The 12,212-nt window shown below is 66.2% G+C and carries 11 protein-coding genes and 1 pseudogene; 10 read left to right on the plus strand and 2 right to left on the minus strand.

Annotated features, from left to right (window positions below; all coding sequences use genetic code 11):
* Nucleotides 1-26: 26 nt before the first annotated feature.
* Both rho and trxA read right to left on the minus strand, forming a co-directional pair.
* The gene (rho, locus tag FS845_RS19625; RefSeq protein WP_144638469.1) at nucleotides 27-1,283 is read right to left on the minus strand and encodes a transcription termination factor Rho; all 1,257 of its coding nucleotides are present in this window, start codon (nucleotides 1,281-1,283) and stop codon (nucleotides 27-29) included.
* A gap of 137 nt (nucleotides 1,284-1,420) precedes the next feature.
* On the minus strand, nucleotides 1,421-1,747 hold the full coding sequence (gene trxA / locus FS845_RS19630) for a thioredoxin TrxA (RefSeq protein ID WP_144638471.1): 327 nt from the start codon (nucleotides 1,745-1,747) through the stop codon (nucleotides 1,421-1,423).
* Between the two features lie 296 nt (nucleotides 1,748-2,043).
* Here trxA and FS845_RS19635 point away from each other — a divergent pair, with 296 nt between their 5' ends.
* The 10 genes and pseudogenes from FS845_RS19635 to FS845_RS19680 all read left to right on the plus strand — a co-directional run bounded on the left by FS845_RS19635 (nucleotide 2,044) and on the right by FS845_RS19680 (nucleotide 12,208).
* Nucleotides 2,044-4,008: a DNA topoisomerase IV subunit B gene (locus FS845_RS19635; protein WP_144638473.1), complete on the plus strand. Its 1,965-nt coding sequence runs from the start codon at nucleotides 2,044-2,046 to the stop codon at nucleotides 4,006-4,008.
* Entirely contained in the window at nucleotides 4,008-4,586 is a 579-nt protein-coding gene (locus tag FS845_RS19640; protein ID WP_144638475.1) for a YcxB family protein, read from the plus strand. The genes FS845_RS19635 and FS845_RS19640 overlap by 1 nt, the downstream gene beginning before the upstream one ends.
* 49 nt (nucleotides 4,587-4,635) lie before the next feature.
* The gene (parC, locus tag FS845_RS19645; protein WP_144638477.1) at nucleotides 4,636-6,951 is read left to right on the plus strand and encodes a DNA topoisomerase IV subunit A; all 2,316 of its coding nucleotides are present in this window, start codon (nucleotides 4,636-4,638) and stop codon (nucleotides 6,949-6,951) included.
* Nucleotides 6,952-7,276: 325 nt separating this feature from the next.
* On the plus strand, nucleotides 7,277-7,837 hold the full coding sequence (locus tag FS845_RS19650) for a MarR family winged helix-turn-helix transcriptional regulator (protein ID WP_144638479.1): 561 nt from the start codon (nucleotides 7,277-7,279) through the stop codon (nucleotides 7,835-7,837).
* Nucleotides 7,834-8,406, plus strand: a complete 573-nt coding sequence (gene ectA / locus FS845_RS19655; RefSeq protein ID WP_144638481.1) for a diaminobutyrate acetyltransferase — start codon at nucleotides 7,834-7,836, stop codon at nucleotides 8,404-8,406. Before FS845_RS19650 ends, ectA begins: the two co-directional genes overlap by 4 nt.
* Before the next feature lie 102 nt (nucleotides 8,407-8,508).
* Nucleotides 8,509-9,816, plus strand: a complete 1,308-nt coding sequence (gene ectB, locus FS845_RS19660) for a diaminobutyrate--2-oxoglutarate transaminase (RefSeq protein WP_144638483.1) — start codon at nucleotides 8,509-8,511, stop codon at nucleotides 9,814-9,816.
* Complete coding sequence (locus tag FS845_RS19665; protein WP_144638485.1) at nucleotides 9,813-10,211, plus strand: ectoine synthase; 399 nt, start codon at nucleotides 9,813-9,815, stop codon at nucleotides 10,209-10,211. Before ectB ends, FS845_RS19665 begins: the two co-directional genes overlap by 4 nt.
* A gap of 16 nt (nucleotides 10,212-10,227) precedes the next feature.
* The gene (gene thpD, locus FS845_RS19670) at nucleotides 10,228-11,151 is read left to right on the plus strand and encodes an ectoine hydroxylase (RefSeq protein WP_144638487.1); all 924 of its coding nucleotides are present in this window, start codon (nucleotides 10,228-10,230) and stop codon (nucleotides 11,149-11,151) included.
* A 385-nt stretch (nucleotides 11,152-11,536) separates the two neighbouring features.
* Nucleotides 11,537-11,876 (plus strand): annotated as a pseudogene (locus FS845_RS19675) (type II toxin-antitoxin system RelE/ParE family toxin).
* Nucleotides 11,873-12,208, plus strand: coding sequence for a helix-turn-helix domain-containing protein (locus FS845_RS19680; protein ID WP_144638489.1), 336 nt, complete (start codon nucleotides 11,873-11,875; stop codon nucleotides 12,206-12,208). The pseudogene FS845_RS19675 and the gene FS845_RS19680 overlap by 4 nt, the downstream one beginning before the upstream one ends.
* The last annotated feature ends 4 nt before the right edge of the window (nucleotides 12,209-12,212 follow it).

Here is a 12,212-nt window from a genome sequence, read left to right on the forward strand (position 1 = left end):
GGCATCCGGGCCGGCGCCGCCGCTCCTTACTTCTTCATCATGTCGAAGAATTCGGCGTTGGTCTTGGTGGCGCGCATCTTGTCCAGGATGAACTCCATGGACTGGACTTCGTCCATGTCGTGGATGAACTTGCGCAGCACCCACACCTTCTGCAGCAGTTCGGGCTTGATCAGCAGCTCTTCGCGGCGCGTGCCCGACTTGTTCAGGTTGATGGACGGGTAGACGCGCTTCTCGGCCAGGCGGCGCTCGAGGTGGACTTCCGAGTTGCCGGTGCCCTTGAACTCTTCGTAGATGACTTCATCCATGCGGCTGCCGGTCTCGATCAGCGCGGTGCCCAGGATGGTGAGCGAACCGCCTTCCTCGAGGTTGCGCGCCGCGCCGAAGAAGCGCTTGGGACGCTGAAGGGCGTTGGCGTCGACGCCGCCGGTCAGCACCTTGCCCGACGCGGGCACCACGGTGTTGTAGGCGCGGGCCAGGCGGGTGATGGAGTCCAGCAGGATCACCACGTCCTTCTTCATCTCGACCAGGCGCTTGGCCTTCTCGATGACCATCTCGGCGACCTGCACGTGGCGCGTGGCGGGCTCGTCGAAGGTGGATGCCACGACTTCGCCGCGCACCGTGCGCTGCATTTCGGTTACTTCCTCAGGGCGCTCGTCGACCAGCAGGACGATCATGACGGCGTCGGGGAAGTTGGTGGTGATGGCATGCGCGATGTGCTGCATCATCACCGTCTTGCCCGACTTGGGGCTGGCGACCACCAGGCCGCGCTGGCCCTTGCCGATGGGGGCGAAGATGTCGAGGATGCGGCCCGTCAGGTTCTCTTCGCTCTTGATGTCGCGTTCCAGGCGCATCGGCTGGTTCGGATGCAGCGGCGTCAGGTTCTCGAACATGATGCGGTGCTTGATCGACTCGGGCGCGGCGCCGTTGATCTTGTCGACCTTGACCAGCGCGAAGTAGCGCTCGCCGTCCTTCGGCACGCGCACTTCGCCTTCGATGGAATCGCCGGTATGCAGGTTGAAGCGGCGGATCTGCGAGGGCGAGATGTAGATGTCGTCCGTGCTGGCCAGGTACGACGTCTCGGGCGACCGCAGGAAGCCGAAGCCGTCAGGCAGGACTTCGAGCACGCCGTCGCCGAAGATCTGCTCGCCCTGCTTGGCGCGACGCTTCATGATGGCGAACATCAGTTCCTGCTTGCGCAGGCGGTTGGCGTTCTCGATTTCCAGGCCAGCGGCCATTTCCAGCAACTGCGATACGTGCAGCGCCTTCAGTTCATTGAGGTGCATTGCGGTGAGAGGGGGGAAGAAGAGAGGGGATGTGTTGGCAGGCAGCGGATGTGCCCACGCGGTAGGAATTTTTTTGTGGGAACCGGTCGCCGCCCTGGCGGGCGGCGACTTGCGTTATCTACGCCGTCCCCGGCAGTTTACAACGCGCCGTCGAGGAATGCAGTAAGTTGCGACTTCGACAGGGCGCCGACCTTGGTGGCGGCGGCCTGGCCGTCCTTGAACAGCATCAGCGTGGGAATGCCGCGGATGCCGTACTTGGCGGCGGTGTCCTGGTTCTCGTCGACGTTGAGCTTGGCCACGGTGAGGCGGCCGGCGTATTCGGTGGCGACTTCTTCCAGGATGGGGGCGATCATCTTGCAGGGGCCGCACCAGGCCGCCCAATAGTCGACCAGCACGGGCTGGCCGGCCTGCAGCACGTCGCTGTCGAAGCTGGCGTCACTAACGTTCTTGATTTGCTCGCTCATGGTGTTTCTCGGGTTCAGCGGCGTGGCGCCGCGCGGCGGGCAACCGCCTGGCGTACCGGCCACCGTTCTTGTTGGTTGCAATGGACTAAGCATACCACTGTCGATAACAACAGCGTTCGCCGCTTTTGTGTAGCATGTTGCGGCGCGACGGGAGGTCCGGGATCACCGGGCGGAACCGTAAGCGCCATCGTACCGAATCCGGGGCTGCTCAGGCTCTGCGCATCCCACCGGGAACCGCGCGGGCTGGGCGCCTGTCCGTAAAATGTCGGTTTTTTTCCACAGATCTTGGGGATAACTTGGCCACACCACGTTACACCGAAGCGTCCATCCGCGTCCTGAAAGGCCTGGAGCCCGTGCGGCAGCGCCCGGGCATGTACACGCGCACCGAAAATCCCCTGCACATCGTGCAGGAAGTCATCGACAACGCCGCCGACGAGGCGCTGGCCGGCCATGGCAAGCAGATCCAGGTGATCCTGCATGCCGACGGCAGCGTTTCCGTCGAGGACGACGGGCGCGGCATCCCGGTGGGCATGCACCCCGAAGAGAACGCTCCCGTGGTCGAGCTGGTGTTCACCCGCCTGCACGCGGGCGGCAAGTTCGACAAGGCGGGCGGCGGCGCGTATGCCTTCTCGGGCGGCCTGCACGGCGTCGGCGTGTCCGTCACCAATGCCCTGGCCACCAAGCTGGAAGTGGTCGTCTGGCGCGACGGCGCCACCAGCCGGCTGGTCTTCAAGGGCGGCGACGTCGCCGAACCCCTCGCGCCCTATGAGGCGCCGGGCCCGCGCAAGAAGTCAGGCACGCGCGTGCGCTGCTGGCCCGATCCGAAGTATTTCGACAGTCCCGCCATTCCCACCGGCGAGCTGACGCACCTGCTGCGCAGCAAGGCCGTGCTGCTGCCCGGCGTGAAGGTGTCGCTGATCAACGAGAAGACCGGCGACGTCAAGACCTGGCAATACACCGATGGCCTGCGCGGCTACCTGGCCGAGGCCCTGGCCGGCGCCGAACTGATGGTGCCTTTCTTCGACGGCCAGCAGTATGCCGGCGCCGACCACGAAAGCTTCGCCGAAGGCGAGGGCGCGCAGTGGGTGGTGGCATGGACCGAAGACGGCAACGTCATGCGCGAGTCCTACGTCAACCTGATCCCCACGCCAGCGGGCGGCACGCACGAATCCGGCCTGCGCGAGGGCCTGTTCTCGGCGGTGAAGGGCTTCGCCGAGCTGCACAGCCTGCTGCCCAAGGGCGTCAAGCTGCTGCCCGAGGACGTGTTCGCGCGCGCCAGCTTCGTGCTGTCGGCCAAGGTGCTCGACCCGCAGTTCCAGGGCCAGATCAAGGAGCGCCTGAACAGCCGCGACGCGGTGCGCCTGGTGGGCGGTTTCGCCCGCGGCGCGCTGGACCTGTGGCTGCACAGCAATGTCGAGTACGGCAAGAAGCTGGCCGAGCTGGCCATCCGCCAGGCGCAGGCGCGCGTGCGTTCGGCGCAGAAGGTCGAGAAGCGCAAGAGCTCCGGCGTGGCCGTGCTGCCCGGCAAGCTGACCGATTGCGAAAGCAGCGACGCCACCCGCACCGAGGTGTTCCTGGTCGAGGGCGACTCGGCCGGCGGCTCGGCCAAGATGGGCCGCGACAAGGAGTTCCAGGCCATCCTGCCGCTGCGCGGCAAGGTGCTGAACTCGTGGGAGGTCGAGCGCGACCGCCTGTTCGCCAACAACGAGATCCACGACATCGCCGTGGCCATCGGCGTCGACCCGCACGGGCCGACCGATACGCCCGACCTGTCGGGGCTGCGCTATGGCCGCGTCTGCATCCTGTCCGACGCCGACGTCGACGGCTCGCACATCCAGGTGCTGCTGCTGACGCTGTTCTACCGCCACTTCCCGCGCCTGGTCGAGGCCGGCCACGTGTTCGTGGCGCGCCCGCCGCTGTTCCGCCTCGACGTGCCGGCGCAAGGCAAGCGTCCCGCGCGCAAGATGTACTGCCTGGACGACGGCGAGCTCGAAGCCGCGCAGGACAAGCTGCGCAAGGAAGGCGTGCGCGAGGGCAGCTGGAGCATCAGCCGCTTCAAGGGCCTGGGCGAGATGAATCCCGAGCAGTTGTGGGAGACCACCATGAACCCGGACACGCGGCGCCTCTTGCCGGTGGGCTACGGCGGCCTGTCGCCCGACGACACCACCCGCATGTTCGACATGCTGATGGGCAAGGGCGAGTCGGCCCAGCGCCGCGCCTGGATCGAGGAGAAGGGCAACCTGGCGGAGCTGGACATCTGATGGCGCACGCCTCGATGACCGTCGACCTGCGCGCCGACGACTATGCCGCCTTCGTGCAGCGCGCCCACCAGCAGCCTGCGGTGCGCCGCCAGCGCTGGGCGCGCCACAAGCGCTTCGCGGTGATCACCGTGATCGGCCTGGCGGCGCTGCTGCTGTCGCGAGCCTGGAACGGCGGCGACGTCGCCTGGGCGCCGTTCCTGCGCGACTTCGCGCTGGCCGTGGTGCTGGGGCTGGGCGCATTGGCCTTGCTGGTGCTGGGCTTCGAGCGCCTGCTGCCCGTGCTGATCCGGGCCAACGTGCGGCGCCTGCTGCGCCAGCAGGCCGACCAGCCTTTCCTGGGCGTGCACCGGCTGGCGTTCGGGCCCGACGGCATCGACGACACCACCGACAGCGCCTCGGGCCGCGTGCCCTGGGAGGCCGTCAGCCGCGTCGAGGAAAGCGCCGACCACCTGTACGTGATGCTGGGCGGCGCGCAGGGCGTGATCGTACCCAAGCGCGGCCAGTCCGAGGCCGTACTGGCCGAGGTACGCGCCGTGCTGCGGCAGCACGTGGCCGACGCCAGCCTGGTTGGCGCCTAGGCGCACGACCCGTCCATTTCAAAGATATTCCGCAAGGCCACAGACACCCATGACCGACACGAATCAACCGGACCTGTTCGCGGCGCCCCCGGAAGATGGCGCCGCCATCACGCTGGGCGCGTATGCCGAACAGGCCTACCTGGACTATGCCGTTTCCGTGGTGCGCGGCCGCGCGCTGCCCGACGTGGGCGACGGCCAGAAGCCCGTGCAGCGCCGCATCCTGTACGCCATGCAGGCAATGGGGCTGGCCGCCGGCGCCAAGCCCGTCAAGTCCGCCCGCGTGGTGGGCGACGTGCTGGGCAAATACCATCCCCACGGCGACCAGGCGGCCTACGACGCCATGGTGCGCATGGCGCAGTCGTTCTCGCTGCGCTATCCGCTGATCGACGGCCACGGCAACTTCGGTTCGCGCGACGGCGACAACGCCGCCGCCATGCGGTACACCGAAGCGCGCCTGACGCCCATCGCCCGCCTGCTGCTGGACGAGCTGGACGAGGGCACGGTCGACTTCGTGCCCAACTACGACGGCAGCCAGGAAGAGCCGCAGCAGTTGCCCGCGCGCCTGCCCATGATGCTGCTGAACGGCGCGTCGGGCATCGCCGTGGGCATGGCCACCGAGATGCCGTCGCACAACCTGCGCGAAGTGGCCCGCGCCTGCGTCGAGCTGATCCGCCATCCGAACATGGATGCCGCCACGCTGGCCGAGCTGGTGCCCGGGCCGGACTTCGCCGGGGGCGGCCAGATCATCACGCCGCCCGCCGACATCGCCGCCATCTACGCCAACGGCCGCGGCTCGCTGAAGGCCCGCGCGCGCTGGCAGTTCGAGGAAATGGCGCGCGGCCAGTGGCAGTTGGTCGTGCACGAGCTGCCCCCGGGCACTTCGGGCCAGAAGGTGCTCGAAGAGATCGAGGAGATCACCAATCCCAAGGTGCGCGCCGGCAAGAAGAGCCTGACCCCGGAGCAGCTGCAGTCCAAGGCCGTGATGCTGGGCCTGCTGGACGCGGTGCGCGACGAGTCGGGCAAGGACGCCGCCGTGCGGCTGGTGTTCGAGCCCAAGACCTCGAAGGTCGATCGCGACGAGTTCGTCAACACCCTGCTGGCGCAGACCAGCATGGAAAGCAACGTGCCCATCAACCTGGTGTGCATCGGCCTGGACGGCCGGCCGCGCCAGAAGGGCCTGCGCGCCATCCTGGACGAATGGGTGCAGTTCCGTACCGCCACGGTGCTGCGCCGCACCCGCCACCGCGTGGAGAAGGTCAGCGACCGCATCCACGTGCTGGAAGGGCGCATGATCGTCTACCTGAACGTGGACGAGGTCATCCAGACCATCCGCGAGGCCGACGAGCCGCGCGAGGCGCTGATGAAGCGCTTCGACCTGACCGAACGCCAGGCCGAGGACATCCTGGAGATGCGCCTGCGCCAGCTGGCCCGCCTGGACGGCATCAAGGTCGAGCAGGAGCTGGCCGACAAGCGCGCGGAACTGCTCAAGCTGCAGGACCTGCTGGAGAACGCGTCGTCGCTCAAGCGCCAGCTGATCAAGGAAATCGAGGCCGACGCCAAGCAGTTCGGCGACGAGCGCCGCACGCTGATCGAGACCGCCGAACGCGCCGTGCTCGAGACCCGCGTGGTCGACGAGCCCGTCACGGTGGTGGTGTCGCAGAAGGGCTGGCTGCGCGCCCGCCAGGGCCATGGCCACGACGCCTCGCAGTTCGCGTTCAAGCAGGGCGACGACCTGTACGGCGCCTTCGAGTGCCGCACCACCGACACGCTGATCGCGCTGGGCGACAATGGCCGCGCCTATACGGTGGCGGTGTCCGGGCTGCCTTCGGCGCGCGGCGACGGCCAGCCCGTCACCACCATGATCGACCTGGAAACCGGCACCCGCATCACGCACATGCTGGCGGCCGCGCCCGACAGCCGCTGGCTGCTGGCCACCCGTGGCGGCTTCGGCTTCGCGACCAAGCTGTCCGACATGACCAGCCGCCAGCGCGCGGGCAAGCAGTTCGTGTCGCTGGAGCCGGGCGACGAGCTGCTGCGTCCCGTGCCGCTGTTCGAGGGCGCGGCGCAACTGGCGCTGCTGTCGGCCAAGGGCAAGTTCCTGGTGTTCGGCCTGGACGAGGTCAAGGCGCTGTCCGGCGGCGGCCGCGGCACCATCCTGATGGGGCTGGACGACAAGGACGGCGTGCAGCAGGTGGTGCCCATCGGGCGCAAGGGCTTGCGCGCGGCGGGCATCTACCGCAACAAGCCCACGGAAGACATCCTGGCCGGTCCGGCGCTCGCGCCCTACGTGGGCAAGCGCGCCCGCAAGGGACGCCAGCTGGACGTGCGGCCCAAGCAGCCGGTGCTGTCGCCGGTGTTCGAGTAGGGCGCACGGCGCGTCGGGCCGCCGGTTGTAACCATACGTCAGGCAGGATTCGTCAGGCCTGGCGATCGGGGACGGTGCATTGCGCCGTCCCCGAATCATTTCTGCGTCGTTCGTGGCCCCTGCCAGGGCGACAGCGACCGTATTGCGCATCCCTGTATCACGTGTAACGATGATGCCGCCGCGACCGGTAATGGCGACATCCTCTGTTAATTTTTCCCTAATTTATTGCATTTCTACCGAAAGTTCTGTCTACCATGGGTTGACGGAACTGGCTTCGGGCCATATCATTTCGGTAGAAATCATTTTTTCTGAACTAATTTTCACCATGAATAATTCGGCTACCGCTGATTCCTCCAACACCCCGCCGATGCAGCAGTACGACCTGCGCATCCTGCGGGCGCTGCGCCGCATCACGCGTTCGATCGCGTTGCATTCGCGGCAGTTGTCGGCGGTGAGCCACATCACGGCGCCCCAGCTGATGTGCCTGCGCACCGTCATCGCCAACGGTCCCCTGACCGCCACGGCGATCAGCCGCGAGATCCACGTCAGCCCCAGCACCGTGGTCGGCATCCTGGACCGGCTCGAGGACAAGGGCCTGATCCGCCGCGAACGCGGGCGCGAAGACCGCCGCATCGTCTTCGTGACCGCCACCGAGGCGGGTCGCGCCCTGGCCATCGAGGCGCCTTCGCCATTGCAGAAGCATCTGGCGGATGCCTTGAACGCCCTGCCCGAACTGGAGCAGGCCACCATCACCCTGGCGCTGGAACGCATCGTGGAACTGATGGAACAGGGCGGCCACGCTATCGAGACGCATAGCGATCCGGCCTCGCCCATCCTGGAAGTGCCCACGGGCGGAGCGCCGCCGGAATCGGGATTGGTCGTATGAAGAAAATCGATCTGTACGCAACACCCACCAGCCCCCGCGCTGGTGCGCACGGCACGGACCTTACGCAATACACCCTGCGCCAGCCCCGGCGCAACGATGGCGCCGCCATCCACCGCCTGATCGGCGAGTGTCCCCCGCTGGACGTGAACTCGCTGTACGCCTACCTGCTGCTGTGCGAGCACAACGCCGCCACCTGCATCGTCGCCGAGAGCGAGGGCGGGCACATCGACGGCTTCATTTCCGCCTACCTCGTCCCGGAACGTCCCGACGTGCTGTTCGTCTGGCAGGTCGCCGTGCACGGCCGCGCCCGCGGTCACCGCCTGGCACGCAGGATGCTGCGTGAGTTGCTGCAGCGCCCCGGCCTTGAACACGTCCGCCATCTCGAGACCACGGTCGCACCCGACAACCAGGCCTCTCGCCGCACCTTCGCCGGGCTGGCCCGCGAAGCCGGCGCCCACGTCGCCGAACAGCCGCTGTTCGACCGCCAGGCCTTCGGAGGGGCCGACCACGACGACGAGATGCTCTTGAAAATAGGTCCGTTCAGCATGCGCCCCCTCGGGGCCCGCTGACGGCCTGTACCACCACCGTGACGTCCCCGACCGGTGCCGATCTGGCCCGCCGGCGGGGAGCCGTTCGCCTGTCAACCTAAGCTGCTAAAGGAGAAAGTTGCCATGGACTTGAAAATTTTTGATCGGATGGAGTCGGAGGTACGCGGCTATATCCGTTCGTTTCCGGTGGTCTTCAGCCAGGCGCGAGGTTCGCTGCTGATCGATGAAGAGGGCACAGAGTACATCGACTTCTTCAGCGGCGCCGGCACTCTGAATTACGGTCACAATAATCCCGTCTTCAAGGAAAAGCTGGTCGAGTACCTGCAATCTGATGGCGTGGTGCACGGCCTGGACATGGCCACCAGCGCCAAGAAGCATTTCCTTGAAACCGTGGATCGCGTGCTGCTCAAGCCGCGCAACTGGCAATACACGCTGCAGTTCACGGGCCCCACCGGCACCAACGCCGTCGAGGCCGCGCTGAAGATCGCGCGCCAGGTCAAGGGCCGTCCGAACATCATCTCGTTCACCCACGGCTTCCACGGCGTGTCCGGCGGCTCGCTGGCGGCCACCGCCAACATGAAGTTCCGCGACGCCGCGGGCTATGCCCTGGGCAACACCACGTTCATGCCGTACGACGGCTACTTCGGTCCGGACGTGGACACCATCGCCTACCTGGAACGCATGCTGGACGATCCCAGCAGCGGCATGGACAAGCCGGCCGGCGTCATCGTCGAGACCGTGCAGGGCGAGGGCGGCGTCAACGTCGCCACGCTGCGCTGGCTGAAGGAACTGGAAAAGCTGTGCCGCCGCCACGACATGCTGCTGATCGTCGACGACATCCAGGTCGGCTGCGGCCGCACCGGCAGTTTCTTCAGCTTCGAATCGGCCGGCATCCGCCCCGACATCATCACGCTGTCGAAGTCGCTGTCGGGCTATGGCCTGCCGATGTCGCTGGTGCTGATGAAGCCCGAGCTGGACATCTGGAAGCCGGGCGCCCACAGCGGCACGTTCCGCGGCAACAACCTGGCCTTCGTCACCGCGACCGCCGCGCTGGACACCTACTGGGCCAGCGACGCGTTCTCCACCGACGTGCAGCGCAAGGAACGCATGGTGCGCGATTGGCTGGAGAACCTGGCGCACAGCTATCCCAACGCCGGCCTGTCGGTCCGCGGCCGCGGCCTGATCCAGGGCCTGGTCACGGGCAACCAGCCGGACCTGGCCAACCGCATCGCCCGCAAGGCCTTCGAGCGCGGCGTGGTCATCGAGACCGCCGGCGCGCACGATGAAGTGCTGAAGCTGCTGCCGGCGCTGACCATCGAGGACGAGCTGCTGACCCGCGGTCTGGACGTCATCGAGGCCAGCGTGGCGGAGGCCCTGGCCGAGGATTCCCAACCCGCACGTGTGCTCAACTTTGGAGGAAAGCGTCGATGATCGTACGTAACGTCAAGGATGTGATCGGAACCAAGGACGAGGTCCGCACCGATACCTGGATGAGCCGCCGCGTGCTGCTGAAGAAGGATGGCATGGGCTTCTCGTTCCACGAGACCACCATCTTTCCGGGTACCCGCACGCACATCCACTACAAGAACCACCTCGAGGCCGTGTGGTGCATCGAGGGCGACGGTTCGATCGAGGTGATCGCCGACGGCAAGACCCACGCGCTGGGCCCGGGCGTGGTCTATGCCCTGAACGAGAACGACGAACACTGGCTGTGCGGCGGGAAGGAACCGCTGCGCGTCATTTGCGTCTTCAATCCGCCGCTGACCGGCCAGGAAGTGCACGATGCCGACGGCGTCTACGCGCTGCCGGTCGAGAAAGCGGCCTGACGACAGGAGGATATTCATGATCTCACCTGCGAAGGATCCGTACGCCTCGCGTACGGACCGAGGCTCCGCCATCCTGGCCCGCCAGGATCCCGTGGTCTACGGCGACGGCAAGTATGCCGATGCGCTGTCGGCCGAACAGCTCGGCAGCTACGAGCGCGACGGCTTCCTGCTGCTGGAGAACCTTTTCTCCGAGCAGGAAGTGGCAGCGCTGGTGGCCGAGGTCGACCGCATGACGCGCGACCCGGCCATCGTGCGCCGCGAGGAGGCCATCACCGAACCCGGCAGCAACGCCGTGCGCTCCATCTTCATGGTGCACGTGTTCAGCCAGGTCATGGAGCGCCTGGCGCGCGAGCCGCGCCTGATCAACGTGGCGCGCCAGATCCTCGGATCGGAGGTTTACCTGCACCAGACCCGCGCCAACATGAAGCCTGGCTTCAAGGGCAAGGAGTTCTACTGGCACTCGGATTTCGAGACTTGGCACGTCGAGGACGGCATGCCCGCCATGCGCGCGCTGAGCTGCTCGGTGCTGCTGTCGGACAACGACGAGACCAACGGCCCGCTGATGCTGGTGCCGGGCTCGCACCGCCACTTCATTTCGTGCGTGGGCGAGACGCCGCGCGAGCACTACAAGCAGTCGCTCAAGAAGCAGGAATATGGCGTGCCCGACGCGGTCAGCCTGCAACTGCTGGCCGAACAGGCCGGCGGCCTGCGCACCATGATGGCCAAGGCGGGCTCGGTGGTGTTCTTCGACTGCAACACCATGCACGGCTCGAACAGCAACATCTCGCCTTATCCGCGTTCGAACGTCTTCATGGTCTACAACAGCATGGAGAACACGCTGAATCCGCCGAAGTACGGGCTGAGTCCGCGCCCCGAGCACATCGCCACGCGCAAGGCTTTCAAGGCCCTGACCCCGCTGGACAAGCTCAAGCTCGTGTGACGCCGGGCAGCGCCGCGGCCGCGTGCCGGCGTGGTCCGCGGCGTTGCACGGTATGACTGAGGCCCGCCATCGATGATGGCGGGCCTTTTTTTGCGCCCGGCAGGGGCGCACTTCTGCGGGTGCAGGTCTCGCCGTGAATGGGTCACGACGAGCGAAGCGAAATGCAACTGCGGGAGGGTGACCGATCGGCGTTGCCGAGCAGGGCGAAGATGGACAGAAGCTCACGGGTCGCAAGATCGCGATGATTGTTCATGCACTATGTTCACGACGAGGACAAGCCGGTGCGCGAAGCGGCCGGATGGGGGGCGTATCGGCGGCTGGTGACTGCCTTCGGTTCCCTGCACCGGAACTCGTCTTGGTATAAAATTTTATACAGTGGTGCGTGGTGGACAAAGAAATTCGTTGGGTCGGCTCGGCCTATGAAGACCTGCTGGGTTTTCCCATCGAAGCCCGCCGGCGGGGGGCGGGCTTCCCGTTGGGCAGGGCAGGCTTGCTTGGAGCCTGAGGACTGGAAGCTTTTTGATGAAGTCGGTGCCGGCACCCGTGAAATCCGCTTCCGGGAATCTGGCGGCGCATTCCGGGTGATGTACGTTTCCAAGTTTGAGGAAGCCCTGTATGTTCTTCATTGCTTTCAGAAGAAGACGCGGGCAACCGGCCAGCAGGACAAGCGCATTGCAAAAGCACGCTGTCGGGCCATCGTCGACGCGAGGGAAGGCAAGTCATGAAGATCGACACTGAAATCCGCCATGTGACCAAACCTGGGGCGAACCTATTCTTGGAGCTGGGATTCCCGCAGGAAGAGGCTCGGCGGCTGCACCGGGCGTCGCAGCGGCAGATCAATGACACCAGACAGCTTAAGGAACAGCTTATGACAGAGCTGGCGGGGTGGATCGAACAGCATCACCTGAAGCAGGCCGACGCGGCGGAAATCCTGATGGTTTCACGGCCGCGTGTGTCGGACGTGGTGAACAAGAAGACCACCAAGTTCACGATCGATACCCTGGTTGAGATGTTGAGCCGCATAGGCAGGCCCGTCCGCTTGGCAATTGGCCGGTAGGCAA

This window comes from Bordetella genomosp. 13 (genome assembly GCF_007679965.1).
In the GTDB taxonomy this organism is placed as follows: Bacteria; Pseudomonadota; Gammaproteobacteria; order Burkholderiales; family Burkholderiaceae_B; genus Bordetella.